The organism is Parascardovia denticolens DSM 10105 = JCM 12538 (assembly GCF_001042675.1).
Taxonomy (GTDB): Bacteria; Actinomycetota; Actinomycetes; order Actinomycetales; family Bifidobacteriaceae; genus Scardovia; species Scardovia denticolens.
Genome location: NZ_AP012333.1, coordinates 763,799 through 782,204, shown reverse-complemented (window position 1 = coordinate 782,204; position 18,406 = coordinate 763,799). Strand labels below are relative to the sequence as shown.

Genomic DNA, 18,406 nt, shown 5'->3' with positions numbered 1-18,406 from the left:
TCAGCCTTCCAGGTCCACCTTCCCCTGCTGGAGTTTCTGGGAGATGACCGCCGTGACCCCATCGGACCGCATGGTCACCCCATACAAGGCGTCTGCTATGCTCATGGTCCTCTGTTGATGGGTGATGATGATGAGCTGGGAGCGCTGACGAAGGTTGTTGAAGGCTTTAAGCAGGCGGGTCAGGTTGATGTCGTCCAAGGCGGCCTCCACTTCGTCGAGGATGTAGAAGGGGCTGGGGCGGGCCGTGAAGATGGCGAAGAGCAGGGCCAGGGCGGTCAAAGACCTCTCCCCTCCCGACAGGAGGGTCAACTGCCGGACCCTTTTCCCCGCCGGGCTGGCCTCCACGATGACCCCCGTGTTGAGCAGGTCATCCGGGTCTTCCAGGCGCAAACGCCCATGCCCGCCCTGGAACAGGGTGCCGAAGACCTTTTCGAAGGCGGCGGCGGTATCATCGAAGGCCTCTTTGAAAACGGTGACCATGGTGGAATCCAAGTCCCTGATCAGCTTCATGAGGTTGTCGCGGGAGGTGACCACTTCGTTCCTCTGCTCGCTCAGGTACTGATGACGGGTCTGCAAAGCGTCGTATTCCTCGGTGGCCAAAGGGTTGACCTTGCCCAAAGCGGCCAGGTCCCGCCGGGCCTGGGCCAGACGTTTCTCCTGTTTCTGCCGGTCATAAGGCTCCGTGCGGAAACGGCCCTGCGAGTCATCGGTTTCCTCGCGATCGTCCCCTTCGCCGTTTACGGCCTGATCCAGGGGAATCGGCCGCCCGTAATCGTCCAAAAGCGGGACCGGAAGATCGGGACTGTAGCTGTGCAAAAGCTCGTCCAGGTTCAGACCCAGATCATCCATGACCTTCTGCGTGACCTGGCCCACCTGGGCCGCCACCCGTTCGCGAAGAACGTCGCTGTCATGCTCCCGCTGAATCAAGGCGTTGACCCGGGGCTCCAAATCCCTGCGCCGGGCCCGCAAGACGGTCAACTCTTCGTCATGGGAGGAGGCCTGGGCCTGCAATTCCTGCCGTTTGGCGCTGACCTGATCCATGTGGACCATCAGGGTCTGGGCGGCCTGAGTGGCCAGGGAAGCGACCTGGACGGCCTGGACGGCCTTGGCCCGGCGCTCCTGGTTCTCTTCCTCGATCCGGGCCCGGCGGCTTTGCGCCTGCTGGGCCTGGGAACGCAGGAGGTCGGCCTGGCGCTTGTAGGATTGCAGTTTTTGGCTGGACTCGTTCCAAGAGATCTTGGCCGCCACTTCCTTCTCCCGTTGGGAGGCGAGCCTGGCTTCGCGGTCATGCTCCTGCCGGGCCAGGTCATCCGGATTGAGGTCGGCCTTCTCCACGGTCTGGGCCGAACGCAGGTCTTCCTGCAAAGTCGTCAAGGTGGAATCCAAGCCTTGCCTCTCATCGGCCAAGGAAGCCAATTTCCGGTCCAGATCCGCCTGTCTGCGGTCCAGGCTCTCCAAGGATTGTTGGGTGGCAGCCAAGTCCCTGTCCGCCTGCTGACGGCGAAGACGCAGTTCGGTCAACTTGGTCTTGGTCTCTTCCACCTGGGCCCGTAAATCGGTATAAGCCTTGTCATTGGAATCGATGGACTCCTGGCAGGAATCAGCCTCATCCTGGGCCTTGCCCGCCTGGGCCAGGGCCTTGTCCCGGCGGGCGGCCAGGCTCAGGTCGCTTGGGGACTGGGAGGAACCTCCCAGAGCCCCCACCGGGGTGATGACTTCCCCGGTCCGCACGGCTATCTGGCCGAAAGGACAATCATCCAGACCCCAGTCCGCTCGGGTCAAGACTTCCTGGACCTGGTCCAAGTCCGCGGCCAGGAAGACGTCGGAAAGAAGGAAACGGACGGATTGAGCGATTTGGCAGGCCAAATCGGCATCTTCGGCAAGCGGATTGGGGGTCACGACCTTCCCGGCCCAAATCAGGCCCAATCGGTCTGCCAGATCAGAAGAATCAGAAAGCTTGAAAGAATCAGAAAGCCTGATCCTTGGGACCAAAGCGACGGCCCGGCCCAACTTCTCCTGACGGGCCAGGGCCATGGCCGGCAAAAGATGGGTGGAATCCGGCAGGACCAAGGCGGAGGCGAACGGCCCCAAGGCCTTGGAGATCGCTTCCTCCCACCCTTCCTCGACCCGGATGAAGGAAGCGAGCCGACCGCGAACGTCGACCCCCTCCTGCTTCTCCATATCCGTGGAAGTCGTCCGGGCCTCCAAAGTGTCGCCCAAAGCGTCGGCCTTGGCTTTCAAGGAGATGACCGTGGACTGCAGGTCCCTCTGCTTGTTCCGGGCCTCGTCCCGCCGGCCACGGGCCTCGTCCATGGCCGAGCGCAAGGCTTCCAGCCGGTCTTCATCGACCTCTTCCGGAGCCTGCTCCTGAGCGTGCAAGGAATCCAGCCTGGCCTGGGTCTCCTGCCTGAGCGTCGCCAAAGAAGCCTTCTGGGAGGCCAGGTCGGACTCCCGCCCATCCAAGCCTTGCTTCCGGGCCTCCTGCCGGGCGATCATTTCCCGCACGGAGGCGATGTGGGCGTCGCGTTCCTGGGCGTCCTTCCGCAGCTGGGTGATCATCTGACGGATGGAGGCCAGCTCCTTTTCCGCCGCCGCCCGGGACTCGGTCTCTTTGTCGAAGGCCAACCGTTGGTCCTGGTTCCTGCCTTCCTCACTGCGGGCCAAGGCGGCCAGCTCGCCGGCCCGTTTCAGGAGGATGTCAGGGTCATCTCCCCCTATGGAGACGATTTGCGAAGTCCAGGACCGCGACCTTTCGGAAGCCAAGGCTGCCAAGGATTTGAACCGTTCTTCCAGTTGGGACATCTGGTGCCAGGTCTGGTTGATGGCCTCCATGGCCGGGGAGGATTGGCTGGCCAGGTCTTCCAGACGCTCGATCTGCAGTTTGACCCGGGTCAGCTCCTGCTGTTCCCGGGCCAGGTCGCCGCGGATCTGGGCCAGATCGGAACGGACTTGGTCGCGGCTGGCCATGACCTGCACGGCGTCGTCCGCGTAGAGGCGGCTCATGGCGTCGCGAAGGCTGATCTGGATGCTGTCAGCCTTGCGGGACACCCGAGCTTGGCGGCGCAAAGGCCCTAGCTGCCGTTTGATCTCCGTGAGCAGGTCGTCCAGGCGTTCCACGTTCTCCTGGGTGGATTGGAGCTTGCGCAAGGCCCGCTCCTTGCGTTTGCGGTGTTTGAGGATTCCGGCGGCCTCCTCGATGAAGGCCCGGTTGTCGGCCGGGGTGGCCCGAAGGATGGAATCCAGCCGGCCCTGGCCCACCACCACATGCATGTGGGCGCCCAGGCCGATGTCGCTCAACAGCTCCTGCACGTCCAGAAGGCGGGCCGGAGACCCGTTGATGGCGTATTCCGAGCCCCCGTTGCGATAGATGGTACGGGAGATGGTCACTTCGGAATAGTCGATGTCCAAAGTCCTGTCGGAGTTGTCGATGGTCAAAGAGACTTGGGCCCGACCCAGGGGAGGCCTCGAGGAGGTGCCGGCGAAGATCACGTCCTCCATGGAGGTTCCGCGCAGGGTCTTGGCCCCCTGCTCCCCCATCACCCAGGCCAAGGCGTCCACGATGTTGGATTTGCCGGAGCCGTTGGGCCCCACCACGGCGGTGATGCCGGGCTCGAAACGCAAGGTGGTGGCGTTGGCGAAGGATTTGAACCCCCGCAGGGTCAGCTCTTTGACGTACATGCTTACTCGTTTACCTCCGCGCGGCCGGAGTCGGATCCTCCATCGCTTCCCTCATTCCCGAAGTCATCATGAAGAACGGCCTGTAAGTAGGAGGCCAACCCCTCCTCTTTGTCCTTTTCATCCTCTTCGGCCTCGGCGGCTTCCTGCGGGGCCAAGCCGGAGGCGGCGGGAAGGCCGTGGACCCGCTCCTGCCTGGTCTTGGCCAAGTCGGCGTTGGGTTTCTCCTCCAAGAGGGTGCGGGCGTCCCCGGCGGTGACGAAGGAGCCGAAAATCACGATTCCATGCCCATAGCCGACCCCGGTCTCGTCGTCCACATCCACCAGATCGACCGCCTTCTGGATGGCGTCGGGGAAATCCTCTCCCCGGATGACCCGATCCGGCCCGAAGACCTGGCTGGCGATCTGCTCCAATTGGTCGACCGGCATGACCCGGGCCGACCAAGAGTTCTCAGTGACCACGATCTTGTCCAAAACAGGCTCCATCACGCCCAAAACGGCCTCCACCTCCTTGTCCTTCATCATGGAGACCACGCCGACGATCTGTTTGAAGTCGAAATTTTCCTCCAAGGCGTCCCGCAAGGCGGAGACGGCCTGGACGTTATGACTCCCATCGATGATGATGGTGGGGGAAGAGCGGATGACCTCGATGCGGCCCGGCACCTTCACTCCTTGCAAGGCCGAAGCCACCAGGTCGGGGTCCAGCTGGTCGGAAACGGGGATGACCGTCTCCGCGGCGGCCAGGGCGGCCAAGGCGTTATGGGCCTGATGTTGGCCGAACATGGCTATGGTGATGTCTTCATAAAGGCCGCGCGGGGTCCGCAGACTGGCCACCTGCCCGCCGACTGCCGGCATCCGGGAGACGACTTGCAATTCCTGACCATCGCGCAGCAGGGTCCTGGCCCCGACTTCCTGAGCCTGGTCTTCCAGAATGAGCTCGACCGCTTCCGCATGGGGCTGGGGCCCAATGACCACGGTGGAATCCGGTTTGATGATCCCGGCCTTCTCCTGGGCGATCTGTTCGACCGTATCCCCCAGCCACTGCATATGGTCCATATCCACCGGGCCGATGACGGCGGCGTCAGCATTCAGAACGTTGGTCGCATCCCAACGGCCGCCCATGCCCACCTCCACGATGGCCACATCCACAGGGGCGTCGGCGAAAGCCCAGATGGCCATGGTGGTCAGGACTTCGAAAAAACTCATCCTGGGACCGCCCTGGGCCTGGGATTCCTTGTCCACCAAGTCGATGAAACCCTTGACCTGATAGTAAAGGTCGACGAAGGCCTCGTCGCTGATGCGCTGCCCATCGATGGCTATGCGTTCAGTCACCTTCTGCACATGGGGGGAGGTGTAAAGGCCGGTGCGCAGCCCATAAGCCCGGCAGATGGCTTCGGCCATGCGGGCGGTGGACCCTTTGCCGTTGGTCCCGGTCACATGGATGACCCGGAAAGACTCTTCCGGGTGTCCCAGGTAATCGACGACCATCTTCATACGGTCCAAAGAGGGATCGAAATCGTGTTCGGGGGCGCGGGACATTATCTCACGATAGACCTGGGAAAGGCCGGCATCATGATTTTCCGGAAATTCTTGAGACATAACGCTTGATTTTAAGCCATTCAAAGGACTTCAAGCCTTGGGCGCAGACGACTTCCGGCCCCCTCCTTCATCGCCTTGATGGCTTACTATAGGGGCAGGAATCATCGGAATGATTTGACCATATGGAGGAATCGATGACAGATAATCAGAAGTCGGAAGGTCAGCTCCACCCGGACGAGACCACCCTGGCCGCCGAGTCCACCCAGACCCAGCGCAGCCACAACCGGACCCTGCGGCCGACCGGCAGCACTTTCGAGCGGTTCATGCTGTCCGGCTGGGGGGAAGAGGACAACGAGGTCGAACCCTTGGAATCATCCCGCTTCGTGCCCGACCGTCTCAAAGCCTTGGGAGCCAAGTTCCCCGGCCAGCGCCTGATCATCCCCGCCGGCCAGGCCAAAGTCCGCAACGATGACTGCGATTACGCCTTCCGCCCGGACAGCGCCTTCGCCTATTACACCGGCCTGGGCCAGGATTACGAAGCCGGGGCCGTACTGGTCCTCAACCCCGTGGATCCGGACAGCCCGGAGGCCAAAGAAGGCCAGACCCATACGGCCACCTTGTACACCCATCCCCGCAGCGACCAGACAACCCAGGAATACTACCGATCCGCCTCCTACGGCGAATACTGGGTCGGCGCCCGGCCCGGCCTCAAGGGACTGGCCGTGATGACCGGCCTGCATACGGCCGACATCGCCGACTTCGACGACGCCGTCGCCAAGAACGTAGGACCTGAGCAAGGGGCCGTCCAGCTGCGGGTCGTGCGCAATGTGGACCCCCAGATCACCGAATCCGTCGACCTGATCCGTCACGATAATGGCTTCTCCGACGACGGCAAGACTCAAGCCGATGACGACGCCTTCTACCAGGCCACCTCCGTCCAGCGCATGCTCAAGGATTCCTACGAAGTGGGCGAAATGCGCAAGGCCATCGCCGCCACCAAAGACGGCTTCTTCCGCATGTTGACAGCCCTGCCGGCGGCTATCGGCAGACCTCGCAGCGAGCGCATCCTGGAAGGCCAGTTCAACGCCAACGCCCGTGAACAAGGCAACAACGAAGGCTACGACACCATCGTGGCTTCCGGCGCGCACGCCCCCACCCTGCATTGGATGCGCAACACCGGGACCATCGAGTCCGGCGAGCTCCTGCTTATCGACGCCGGGGTGGAAGTCGACAGCCTTTACACGGCCGACATCACCCGCACCTTCCCCACCAACGGTCATTTCAGCGACCTGCAGCGCCAGATGTACCAGGTGGTCCTGGACGCCCAGCAGGCCGGTTTCGAAGCCGCCAAGCCCGGCGCCACTTATTCCGATATCCATAAGGCCTGCATGAGGGTCCTGGCCGAGGCCCTGTATCAGTGGGGCATCCTGCCGGTGAGCGTGGAGGAATCCCTCAGCCCCCAAGGCCAGCAGCACCGTCGTTGGCACGCCTGCGGCGTCGCCCATCATCTGGGTTTGGACGTCCATGACTGCTCCCAGGCCCGGTACGAAGAGTACCAGGGCGCCGCTTTGACCCCCGGCATGATCTTCACCATCGAGCCCGGCCTCTACTTCAAGGAGAACGACATGCTGGTCCCGCCCGAATTCCGCGGAGTCGGCATCCGCATCGAGGACGACGTCCTCATGACGGAAAAAGGGCCCGAATGGCTCAGCATCGGCATCCCCAAGCAGGTGGACGATGTGGAGAAGTGGATGGCCGACTGCGCCGCCCAAGCAAATCGCGCTGCCTGAGCGATCTGAGCGATCTGAGCCGCCCACATCTGCTTCCCGAAGCCGGGCCGCCCTGTCTAAGAGCGGCCCGCAGGGCGGACCCGACCTATCCTGACCCTCGGGTTATACTGGTATCGTTTGCGGCCAACCACTACGATTAGCGATCGGACCGGGGACAAACCAGCAGAAATAGCCTTCTTCAGGAATCGGAAAGATCCTTCCCACAGGCGATGAGATGGACGAAAAGGAGCGCGCGTGGCTGAAATCACACAGGAGTGGAAACCATTGGTCATCTCTTTGGGGGAGGTCCTCTGGGACATGCTTCCCGAAGGTAAAACGGCCGGCGGGGCCCCTGTAAATTTCATCTATCACGCCATGCAGGACGGGGTCGACGGTTACTCGGTCAGCGCTTTGGGCAACGACCAACTGGGATCCGAGCTGGAAGAGACCGTCAGGAAAGCCGGCATCCCCTACTACTTCGAACGCAATGACTACCCCACCGGCACGGCCGGGATCATGGCCGGAGATGACGACACCTTCTCCTATTCCATCACCGAAGGAGCCGCCTGGGACCATCTGAGGGAGACCGACGAAGTCCAGAAGATCATCTCCCGGGCCGACGGAATCACTTATGGGACCTTGGCCCTGCGCAGCCCCGAATCCCGGCAGACCATCCTCAATCTGATCGACGACGCCCCCACCTCCTGCCTGCGTTTCTTCGATGTCAATCTGCGAGGGGACTATTACGACAGGGACCTGATCGACCAGCTCCTGCGCCTTTCCACCCATTTCAAGATGAACCAAAGCGAATTCGCCTTCCTCAAAAGCCTGCTGGGGATGGAAGAGGCCAACGAAGACGGGATGGACGACGAAGAGGCCTGCGCCTGGTTCTTCCGTCATTACCCCAATCTACGGATGATCGCCATGACGGCCGGCAGGTCCTACTCCCTGGTCATGAGCGCCGATGGCCGCGCCTCCCGCATCCGCACCCCGCATGTGAACGCCCTCAACTCCGTCGGAGCCGGGGACGTCTTCTCCGGGGTCCTGGCCGCGGAGATCCTGCGGGGGGCGCCGATGGAAGAAGGGCATCAGAAGGCGGTCAACGTGGCTGCTTACGTCTGCACCCAGCGGGAAAACTGGACCCCTCTGCCGGACAGCATCCCCGACTACGTGACTTGGCAGCATCTGCGCGAGACCACGGTCGGCTGATCCGAGCCATGTTTCTCCCCCAGCCGATTTGCATTCGGTCGGAATATGATTTAGGCTGGTTGAGTTGTCTTTAAAGGCAGGCGCCGGGAGGGCCCAACCTTTCCCGTGCGTATGAAGTCAGACAAATCAATATGGGGTCGATCGGTTTCGACGGTGATCTGTTCGTCACTGGGAAGCGTGCCGAGAACGCAGGGGTCCGCTCGTTAATGTCCTCCTGCAAAAATCAAGTGCTAAATCCAATCGCACTGAGTTCGCCCTTGCTGCCTAAGCTTCGCGCTAGGATCTAACCAGCGAGTTCGCGACTCCGTTCACTCCCCCTCGTCTTCGGAGGGATGCTGAGCGTTATGAGAAGACTTGCCTGAAGCGTTGAGACTCAAGGCGTTTCAGGGACTTTCATTGCGTCTATGCCTGCCGCGCGTGGTTTGCGTCAGCGCGGGGGCAGACAGATAGCCAAACGGCCAGCAAACTACGCACGTAGAAGACAGCGGGTACGGTTACCGGACCGGGGTTCGATTCCCCGCGGCTCCACCATTTTACAAGGCTGGAACCCAGGAAAACACTAGGGTTCCAGCCTTTTTCATTTCCCGGTTTTATTTTTTGGTTTCCAAGGACTGCCGGACTATGGGATTGTCCGGGGCCGAAGCGTCGATGACCCGGTAGGTGTTCCCGTCCGTGGTCCGCAGGGTCTGCAAAGTCCTTTGCACGACGGCCGTTTTGAAGGCGATTTGGGAGGAGTTGCCCCAGATCACGATATAGCCGTTGGTCAAGGTGGTCGTGACCGAATCCTGGGTCTTGGCCGTGGTCGAGGCTATCTGGGACCGCAGGGATTCGGGCAGACCCGCCAGGACTTTGATGGCCTCTTTGACGGCGTTGGTGCGCAAGGCCAGGTCGAAATTCGTCACCGAGATGACCGGGATCCCCTGGACCGAGGCCTTGTCGGCCGTCATCATCCGGCCTTGGGCGTCCACCGGCCTCATCTGGTTGGAGGGGTCTTTGAGAATGGCCGTCGGCTTCTGCGCTTTGACGGTGATGGTCAACCCGTGAAGGGGGCGCCGACGCAGGTCGATGCCGCTGGCCCCGGGGATGGCAGCCACTTCCTTGCTCATCCGGTTGGCATCCACCAACAGGATCGACTTGCCTTCCTGCTCTTTGACCACGGAGGCGATCATATCCTTCGTCACCCAGGCGTTGGTCCCTTCGATGGTCACGTCCCCCACCCGCATAGACAGGAGGGAGGAGAAGAAAAGCCCCCAAACCAAGGCGAAGACCAAGGCCAGGATCAGGACGAGGACCAAAACGCGTTTGATCAGGTGCCGGCGACCAGCTTTTTTGCGCTCTTCCTGCCTTTCGGAGAAAGAGATGACCTTGGGTCTGACCGCCATGCCCGTCCCTCCGGCCTCGGGCTGGTCCAGCCGGTCGGACAGGGAAGCGTCGGACCGCAGCCGGCGGGGGTCGGCGAAACCGTCGGACCTGCGGGGCTCATCGGGCCGGCGGGAACGTCCGGACTGGGCCGACCGGTCCGATGAAGCAGGGGCAGGATGGGAGGTCAGGCGGCGAGGCATCAGGCCTGGTCCTTCAAAGCGTCCAGGATGGTATCGGCCACCTGGGTGATGGATCCGGCCCCCACGGTCAGGATCAGGTCACCGGGCTGGGCGTCCGCGGCGATGAGGCGGCCGGCCTCATCCATGTCCTCCACGGAACGGGCCTTGACCCGGCCGCCCTCCTGGTCGATCAGGGAGACGACTATGTCCGGGCCTACCTGCGGCCAATCCTCCTGTTTCTCGCGGGCGGGGAAGATCCCTGTCACGATCACGTCATCGGCCAGGCTCAAAGCCTGGGCGAATTCCCGGGCGAAGAAGTGGGTCCGGGAGTAAAGATGAGGCTGGAAGACCACGCGGGTGGCCGCCTGGGGGTAGCGGCGGTGGGCGGCCTGCAGGAGGGCGGAGATCTCGGTGGGATGATGGGCGTAATCGTCCACCACCGTCACCCCGTTGACCTCTCCCCTCTTTTCGAAACGCCGCTTCGCGCCGTAGAAGTCGAAAGCCGCCTGGCAGGCCTTCTGGGGGGAGACCCCCAGCAAGACGGCGGCGATGATGGCCGCCGCGGCGTTGCGGGCGTTATGGATGCCCGGGACCCTCAGGTTCACCCTGAACTTTCCGGAGCTGGAATCGCGGACCTCGGCCGACAGGGACTGAGCCATCAGGCCAGGGGGAAGCACCAAGCTGAAACTTTCGGCGACCTGCGGATCCACCTCCTGGTCGGAGGCCGCTTCCTTCTCTCCCCCGATGTAGACGAAGGAGGCGGGGCTGCCGCCCAAAGGCAGGTCGGGCTGGGTGGAGTAGACCACAGCCGTGGCCGCCTGCTCGGGGGACAAGGCCTTCAAAAGGTCCAAGGCCCCCGGATCGTCCCCACACAGGACCACATGGCCGCTGGCGTGACCGGCGTGCTCCAGGAAAGCCTGATGGAAGGCCTGGGCCGAACCGTAATGATCCAGATGGTCCGGTTCCACGTTGGTGATGATGGCGATGAAAGGCCGGTATTTCTCGAAACTCCCATCGGATTCGTCGGCTTCGGCCACAAGGACGGCCCCTTTGCCCGCATGACCGCCGTCGGCGGTTCCTTCTGAAGTGCGGATGGAGCCTCCGATGGCGAAAGAAGGGTCGGCCAGCTGTCCGGATCCGGCGGAGACCAGGATCTGCGCGGCCATGGCCGACGTGGTGGTCTTCCCATGGGCGCCGGCCACCGTCACCGCCCGGGAATGAGCCATGAGAAGGGCCAGGAGATCGGACCGATGCATCAGGAGGGCCCCTTGGGCGTGGGCGGCCACGATTTCCGGGTTGTCAGGCTTGATGGCCGATGACCAGACGACCGTATCCGCCTGAGCAACGTTCTGAGCCTTCTGCCCCAGGTAGATGGTGGCCCCCAAGGCTTCCAACCGTTCCGTCTTGGAATTGGATTCCCTGTCGGACCCGGAGACCGGAATCCCCTTTTCCAGAAGCATCTCCGCCAAGACGCTCATCCCGGCTCCCCCGATGCCGATGAAGTGGGTGCGGCCCAGCCGTTCCAGGGGGAAATGGTCGTAATCCACCGCCTGCTTGGTGGGGTCCAAGAGAATCGTCCCCGTTCCTTGTGAGGTCTCGTTTTCCATATGTCAGTCATTCTTTCCCATGGCCAAGGCCATGACGAAATGTCCTTGGAGGCCGCCGGAGGCTGGAGGCTTCGGCCGACCCATCTGATTCCTGTGGCCTATTGTAACCGATCGGAGGCGGCGTGAGAGGCGGCGAGGTCCAATATCCGCCGAGCCATTACAGTCGCCGCATCCCGGACCCCATAATTCCAGGCGGCTCGGGCCATGGCCCCCAGCCGGTCCTTATCGGACACCAAAGCCGGCACGTGGGAACGCACCCAGTCGGAAGTGAAGGCCGCATCCGCGACCATGATCCCCCCGCCCGAACGGACCAGGGGCTCGGCGTTCAGCCTCTGTTCCCCGTTGCCGATCGGCAGGGGGACGTAAATGGCAGGTCGGCCCAAGGCGGAGACCTCGGCGACGGTCCCGGCCCCGGACCGGCAGATGATCAGGTCGGCCGCGGCGAAAGCCAGGTCCATCCGTTCCCAATAATCGATGGCCCGATAATCTTTGGCCGACGAACCGTCGCCGCCCACCAGGGAGGCCACTGTCTTCTCCACCTGGTCCAGCTTGCCTCTCCCGGTCAAATGGAGGACTTGGGCGCAGGCGACCAGGTCAGCCGCGGCGCCGGAAACGGCTTCATTGATGCTGAGCGCCCCCAGGGATCCCCCCGTCACCAGGATCAGGGGCTTGTCCTCACGCAGACCCAGCTCCCGCCGAGCCTGGGACCGGGTCCCTTCCGGGTCGGATTCCAGGCGCGAGGCCATGTCGGAAATCACCGCCCGCAAAGGAAGGCCCACCTTTTGGACCCTGGTCTTTTTGCCAGGACGGATTCCGGTATCGTCATAAACCGTGCCCACGAAGTCGGCCCACCGGACTCCCAGCCGGTTGGCCATGCCCGCCCGGGCGTTCTGCTCGTGGATGACCAAAGGGATCTTCAAGGAATGAGCGACGGAATAAGCCGGCGCCGCCGCGTACCCACCGACGCCGACCACCAAGTCGGGACGCCTTTCCTCCATGATTTTCCTCACTTTGGCCCGCTCTTGGGCCCACCGACGGGGAAAGGCCAAGGCCGCCTTATTCGGCCTGCGGGGGAAGGGAACCTTGTCAATGTAATCGATCTCCAAGCCGGCTGCCGGGACCAGACGGGCCTCCAGGCCGATCGGGGTCCCGATGACGCTCAGCCGGACCTGCGGGTCCAAATCCTTCAAAGCCGTGGCGATGCTGAGCAGAGGATTGACATGACCGGCAGTCCCGCCACCGGCTAGAACGATGTGATAAGGCTGTTCCGTTGTTCCCATAGCTTGAGCATACCGCGACGCGCCTATGAACGGATACGGCTGGTGGCGGCCTTGATTTCGTCCTGACGCCGGGACAGGCCAATGACCACGCCCATGGCGGTCAAAGTGACGACCAAGGCGCTGCCGCCGGAAGAAATGAAAGGCAAGGGAAGACCGATGACGGGCAAGAGGGAGGTGACCACGCCGATGTTGATGATGGCCTGGAAGCTGATCCAGGAGGCCACGCAGAGGATGACGGTCTGGGAGAAGCAGTCGCGGGTGCGCAAGGCGATATTGATCATGCACCATGCCAGGATGATGAATAGGAGGATGATCCCCAAGGCCCCGATATATCCCATCTCCTCGCCGATGACGGCGAAGATGAAGTCGTTCTTGGCTTCGGGCAGGTAGTTCCATTTCTCCAAGGACCCACCCAGGCCTTTGCCCAGAAGGCCGCCCGAGGCCAAGGCGTATTTGCCGTGGACGATCTGGAAACAGCCGAACTGGTTGGGCCCTCCGGTGCAACCGCTGTAGGTGGCGGAAAAACGGTCTCGGCGGTTGGCGGACCCGAAGACCATGAAGTAGCCGACGGCGAAGGCCCCCAGGCCGGTCAGGGTGGCCAGAGGCCCCAAAGGGAAACCGCCCACGTAGAGGGCGGTCAGGCAGATCAAGGCGATGATCATGGCGGTCCCCAGGTCCTTGCCGAACATGATGAGGGCGAAGGATATAAGGAAGGAGAAGAAAGGCGGAGCGTACTTGAGGAGCTTGTCCCAGGTCCCCTTCACCTTGGCCGCCCGGGCGGAGGCTTGGGTGACGGAGAAGGGCATCCACAGGCAGAGGGCCAGTTTCATCACTTCCGCAGGCTGGAACTGGACGGGGCCGAGGACCAGCCATCCGGTGTTTCCGTTGACGCTGCGGCCCAGACTGGTCATGGTCAAGGCTTGCAGGCCCCAGGAGCCCAGCAAGGCGAGGACGCTGAGGATCCTCAAGAGCCCGGCGAAACGATTGGCGAAAAGGATGAGCACCCCGCCAACCAGGAGGCCGCCCAAGGCGAAGACCAGCTGGCGGGAGGCGTCCCGCCAGGGGGAAAAGCCCCCGGAAATCAGGTTCACGGAGGAAGAGGAGAAAACCATGATGATGCCGAAGACGGTGAGAATCCCCACGCAGGCGATCATGCCATAGAAGCAATAGACCGGATTGAAGACCGACCGCCAACCCGAGTAGACCTGGTTGTCTTCAGGCAGGGCGGCCGTCGGGCCGGATGACGCCCGGCGGGCGAAAGCCGAGGCCGAGCCCGGGCGGGAGCCCCGCGAGGAAGAGCCGGAATCCTCGATCCGAGAGCCCCGGGTGACCATGGCCACGGCCTTGTCCAGGCCTTTCAACTGGGGGTCGTTCCCTGTCTTTTTGGCGTATCGAGCCATCCCTCCTCCTCTACGCTTGTGGGTGGTCTTCCGAATCAGAAACGGCGGGTGCGGGTGGAGTTTCCGTTGCGGCTGAAGCGGCCTCCTGATCGGCCAGGCCCTGAGCCTGGATCCAGGAGCGGGCTTGGGCGGCGAACTGGTCGCCCCGGTCGGCGTAAGAGACGAACTGGTCCATGGAGGCGCAGGCCGGGGCCAGGAGGATCACATCGCCTCCGTGAACGTAAGCGGTCGCCGCCTGGATGGCCCTGGCCATGACGGTCCCCTTGTCGGCTGGGTCGATGAGGGTGTAAGGAATGTCAGGGGCCTGGGTTTCCAAGGCTTCTTCCATCAGGGACTGGTCTTGGCCGATGACGACCGCGGCCTTGATGACCTCTCGCTGCCGGGAGACCAGGGAGGAGAATTCGGCTCCTTTCGCCAGACCGCCTGCGATCCAGACCACGGATTTGCGGGGGAAAGAACTCAAGGAGGCCGCGGCCGCATGGGCGTTGGTCGCCTTGGAATCGTCAACGAAGCGGATGATCTTCCCGTTGGAGGGATCCTGGTAGGAAGCCACCTTCTGGATCCGATGGCCTCCCGGAGCGAAGGAAGACAAGGCCTTCACGGCGACCTGACAATCGACCCCCAGCCCGAGGGCCAGGGCCAGGGCGGTCAGGGCGTCGGCCAGAAGATGGGGGTAGACCGTCCCATCCGGTTCGCACAGGTGAGGGAAGTCTGTCACCGGGGCCAGCCTGCCTTGGGGACCGACCGGGCTGAGGTTGACGATCCAGCCCTGGTCGATGCCGATGGTCCCGGGTTGGGGCGCCTCCAGGCTGAAGCCGACCCTGCGGCAGCCGGGGGCGGGCCTGGCTTCCCGGGCCTTCGCGCTGACCCGGGGGTCGTCGGCGTTATAGACCAGGACCTGCGAGACCCCGGAGTAGACCTTGGCCTTGTCGGCCGCGTAATTCTCGAAACCCCCATGCCAGTCCAGATGGTCGTCGGCCAGGTTGGTGATGGCCGCCCCCGCCAAGGCGAGGTCATCCGTGTAATGCAGTTGGAAGGAGCTCAGCTCGACCACCAGGTATCGGTTGCTCGGGTCTTGGGCCGCTTGGGAGACGGGGACCCCGATGTTGCCCACGGCCGGGGCCTGGTAACCGGCGGCTTGAAGGATCTCCGAAGTCATCTCGGTGGTGGAGGTCTTGCCATTGGTGCCGGTGATCCCCACCCAGACAGCGGGCTGGCCGGTCTGAGGATTGATGGCCCGGGTCTGCCAGGCGAATTCCACTTCGGACAGGATGGGCAGCCCCTGGGCCGCGGCTTTGGTCAGGAAGGGGCTGTGGGGGGAGAAACCCGGGGAGGTGATCAGGCAGCCGAAAGGCGACCAGTCGAAATCATCGGTCAGGACTTGATCGAAGCGGTAATCAGCCGGCTTCCTGTCATCCACCGTCACCACCAAAGCCTGGCGGTCGCGCAGGATCCGGGCCACGCTGGCCCCTCCCACTCCCAAACCGGCCACCATGATGGTCTTGCCTTCCGCTTCGGTCTGAGCGATGATTTGAGAATTCACGATGCCTTCTTTGAATGTTTCTTGATATCTTATGTTCTTGATCTATACGTCTTCCCTGAACCATCCGGTCTCGGACCCGGCCACATCAGACCAAACCGGAACGTACCACCCAGCTGCCGTAGAAGATGATGAGCCCTAGAAGGACGAAGATCATCTCCACCATCCAGAAGCGGACGACGACCTTGGTCTCCGGCCAACCTTCCAGTTCGAAATGATGATGGATGGGGGCCATTTTGAAGACCCGCTTATGCCGCAGTTTGAAGGCCCCGATTTGGATGACGTCCGACAAGGTCTCCACCACGAACAGGCCCCCGATGATGACGGCCAGAACTTCGGTGTGGGTGGCCACGGACAGGGCGGCGAAGAGACCGCCCAAGGCCAGGGAGCCCGTGTCCCCCATGAAGATCTCGGCCGGATTCGTGTTGTACCAGAGGAAGCCGAAACAGGCGGCGATGGCGCAGGCGGCGATGATGGTCAGGTCTTGGGGGTCGGCCACCGTGTAGGTCATCCCTTGTTCGAAGCCGAAAGGCCCCGGATGGTGAGGATGGCCCACGCTATGGTAGGACTGCCAGAAAGCGATGAGGCCATAGCCCAGGAAGGCGATCATGGAATTCCCGGCGCACAGGCCATCCAAGCCGTCGGTCAGGTTGAAGGCGTTGGTCCAGGCGGACATGAGCAGGTTGACCCAAATCACGTAAAGAACGGTCGAGATGATGAAGCCCAGCCCTTGGAAATCGATGATGAAGTTCTCGTCGAAGGAGATGCCCGGATGGGCGGCCGGCCCTCCGGCCGAAGTGGCGACCAGGGAAAGGACGGCGTAGATGGTGGCGAAGATGATCTGGCCGATGAACTTGCCGTGGATGCTCAGGCCTTCGTTCTGTTTTTTGGACACTTTGGCGAAATCGTCGATGAAACCGAGCAGGCCCATGGAGACCATGGTGAACAGGACCAGCAAAGCGGGCACGGAGATGCGGGCGTGGAAGGCGATCACCCGGTAAAGGGCCGAGGCCAGCCAACCCAGGAGGATGGCCAGGTTGATGACGACCCCGCCCATGGTCGGGGTCCCCCTTTTGACCAAGTGGGACTGGGGCCCGTCCTGTCGGATGTACTGCCCGTAATGAAACTTCTCCACCACCCGGATCATGATGGGGGTCCCGACGAAGATCACCACCAGGGAAACGACCAAACCAATAATGAGAGCAATCATGACGCTACTTCCGTGCCTGTCCCAGCCAGTAATCCGCTAGCCCTTGCAAACCGGACGCGTGGGACCCTTTCAACAATACTACAGTCTGCCTATGCTCCCCTTCCAAACCCCTGACCAGGTCGGCCGCCTGCTCGGCCGAATGGACCCAGTGGATGGACCCGGCCTCTTTTTGGTCATGGTCGGCTCCGAGAACGAAGTCATGGGCCAGCTCGTCCAGATGGGGCTCCTCCTCGCTGCCGACGGCGATCACCATGTCGGCGACGGAAAGGGCGTAGGCCCCCATCCGCTGATGGAGCTCCTTCTCGTTGGGGCCCAACTCCAGCATGGAGCCCAGTACGGCCACCCGGTAGGGGCGCTCGTCCCGGGTCCGGCTTTCAGCATGCCAGGCGGCCAAGCCGTCCAAGCCCGCCTTCATGGAATCGGGGTTAGCGTTGAAGGAGTCATCGATGAGGGTGAAGGCCAGGTCGGAATCCGGACGGAAGGGCACCTGCCTGATGTCCATGCGATGGGGGCTCTGGGCCCCTTGATGGGCCAGGATACCTGCGATGGCCTCGGTGGGCAGGTCCATGGCGTAGGCCACGCAGATGGCGGCCAAGGCGTTCATGACGTTGTGCCGCCCCGGCAAAGCCAGGCTCATGGGGCAGCCAGTCCCGTCAGGGAAATGGACGGTGAAGGACGGGCGGTCCTGGTCATCCACCTGCACCTGGTCGCCGTAGATCTCGGCGGCGGACATGGCGGAGGGGACCGAGGGATAAGCGGTCTCGCTCTCATCAGAGCGGTCCTCATCGGGGCGGTCCTCGTGCAGACCGAACCAAAGGAGGTTCCTGACCCCGGTCATCTCCGGCATCAGGCGGATGTTCTCGTCGTTCTCGTTGAGGATGGCCAGGCCGGAGGGGGGCAAGGCCCTCACCAGCTCGCTCTTGGCCTGGCGGATGTTCTCCACGGAACCGAATCCACCCAGATGGGCCACCCCCACCTTCAGCTCGACGGCTAGGTCCGGCCGGGCGATGGTGGTCAAGTATGCGATTTCCCCAACGGCTGAAGCCCCCATCTCCGCCACCAGGAAACGGGTCTCCTCCCCCACCTGCAAGGCGGTGAGGGGCAGGCCGATCTCGTTGTTGAAGGAACCCTGGGGGGCGATCGTCGGCCCCAAGGGGGACAGCAAGGCGCGGATCAGGTCTTTGGTCGTGGTCTTGCCCACCGAACCGGTGATGCCGACGATGGTGAAGGGGGTCCTAGCCTGGCCGGCCAGGCTCCGGCGTTTTTCGATGTTATGACGGGCCAGAAAGCCCAAAGCGCGGACCGTGTCCTCCACCAGAATCTGAGGCAAGGAGGCCCCGGCGACTTCATGATCGACCACGGCGGCGACGGCCCCCGCAGCGGCCGCCTGCTCCAGATAGGCATGCCCGTCCACGCGTTCCCCTTTGATGGCCACGAAGAGGGAGCCAGGGCGGACCTGCCGGGAATCGGTCACGGCGGAATCGACCTGGGCCTGACTATCGATGGAAGCGGAAGCGGACTCGAAAACGAGGAGCTTGCCTGACATGGCCTGAGCGGTCTCGGCCAGGGTCATGGAAATCATGGATTCACCTTTCTTAGGGATCTGCGGGATGTTCCAAGCCGGCAGGTTCTGATGA

11 protein-coding genes and 1 other RNA gene are annotated in these 18,406 nt (G+C 62.7%); 3 read left to right on the top strand and 9 right to left on the bottom strand.

Features of this window, described 5'->3' with window-relative positions; all coding sequences use genetic code 11:
* Positions 1-3,678, bottom strand: a complete 3,678-nt coding sequence (smc, locus tag PSDT_RS03295; protein WP_006289378.1) for a chromosome segregation protein SMC — start codon at positions 3,676-3,678, stop codon at positions 1-3.
* Between the two features lie 2 nt (positions 3,679-3,680).
* Positions 3,681-5,273 carry a bifunctional folylpolyglutamate synthase/dihydrofolate synthase gene (locus tag PSDT_RS03290; protein WP_006289379.1) on the bottom strand — a complete coding sequence of 531 codons (1,593 nt, stop codon included), beginning with the start codon at positions 5,271-5,273 and terminating at the stop codon, positions 3,681-3,683.
* A 122-nt stretch (positions 5,274-5,395) separates the two neighbouring features.
* Between PSDT_RS03290 and PSDT_RS03285 the strand changes: the two genes are divergently transcribed.
* From PSDT_RS03285 to ssrA, 3 genes are all read left to right on the top strand, one after another.
* Positions 5,396-7,003 (top strand): aminopeptidase P family protein, encoded by a 1,608-nt coding sequence (locus tag PSDT_RS03285; protein ID WP_006289380.1) that lies wholly within the window; start codon positions 5,396-5,398, stop codon positions 7,001-7,003.
* A 234-nt stretch (positions 7,004-7,237) separates the two neighbouring features.
* Positions 7,238-8,191 (top strand): PfkB family carbohydrate kinase, encoded by a 954-nt coding sequence (locus PSDT_RS03280; protein ID WP_006289381.1) that lies wholly within the window; start codon positions 7,238-7,240, stop codon positions 8,189-8,191.
* 133 nt (positions 8,192-8,324) lie between these two features.
* Positions 8,325-8,722, top strand: a transfer-messenger RNA (tmRNA) gene (gene ssrA, locus PSDT_RS07915).
* 59 nt (positions 8,723-8,781) lie between these two features.
* Here ssrA and PSDT_RS03275 read toward each other — a convergent pair.
* The 7 genes from PSDT_RS03275 to PSDT_RS03245 all read right to left on the bottom strand — a co-directional run bounded on the left by PSDT_RS03275 (position 8,782) and on the right by PSDT_RS03245 (position 18,351).
* The gene (locus PSDT_RS03275; protein ID WP_006289382.1) at positions 8,782-9,753 is read right to left on the bottom strand and encodes a cell division protein FtsQ/DivIB; all 972 of its coding nucleotides are present in this window, start codon (positions 9,751-9,753) and stop codon (positions 8,782-8,784) included.
* Positions 9,753-11,339 carry a UDP-N-acetylmuramate--L-alanine ligase gene (locus PSDT_RS03270; RefSeq protein ID WP_006289383.1) on the bottom strand — a complete coding sequence of 529 codons (1,587 nt, stop codon included), beginning with the start codon at positions 11,337-11,339 and terminating at the stop codon, positions 9,753-9,755. The genes PSDT_RS03275 and PSDT_RS03270 overlap by 1 nt, the downstream gene beginning before the upstream one ends.
* Before the next feature lie 98 nt (positions 11,340-11,437).
* On the bottom strand, positions 11,438-12,619 hold the full coding sequence (gene murG, locus PSDT_RS03265; protein ID WP_006289384.1) for an undecaprenyldiphospho-muramoylpentapeptide beta-N-acetylglucosaminyltransferase: 1,182 nt from the start codon (positions 12,617-12,619) through the stop codon (positions 11,438-11,440).
* 23 nt (positions 12,620-12,642) lie between these two features.
* Positions 12,643-14,019, bottom strand: a complete 1,377-nt coding sequence (locus PSDT_RS03260) for an FtsW/RodA/SpoVE family cell cycle protein (RefSeq protein ID WP_006289385.1) — start codon at positions 14,017-14,019, stop codon at positions 12,643-12,645.
* Between the two features lie 10 nt (positions 14,020-14,029).
* On the bottom strand, positions 14,030-15,514 hold the full coding sequence (gene murD / locus PSDT_RS03255) for a UDP-N-acetylmuramoyl-L-alanine--D-glutamate ligase (protein ID WP_223293584.1): 1,485 nt from the start codon (positions 15,512-15,514) through the stop codon (positions 14,030-14,032).
* 133 nt (positions 15,515-15,647) lie between these two features.
* A complete protein-coding gene (gene mraY, locus PSDT_RS03250; protein WP_006290491.1) occupies positions 15,648-16,769 on the bottom strand; it encodes a phospho-N-acetylmuramoyl-pentapeptide-transferase in 1,122 nt (373 codons plus the stop codon).
* 4 nt (positions 16,770-16,773) lie between these two features.
* Complete coding sequence (locus PSDT_RS03245) at positions 16,774-18,351, bottom strand: UDP-N-acetylmuramoyl-tripeptide--D-alanyl-D-alanine ligase (protein WP_006289388.1); 1,578 nt, start codon at positions 18,349-18,351, stop codon at positions 16,774-16,776.
* Positions 18,352-18,406 lie beyond the last annotated feature (55 nt).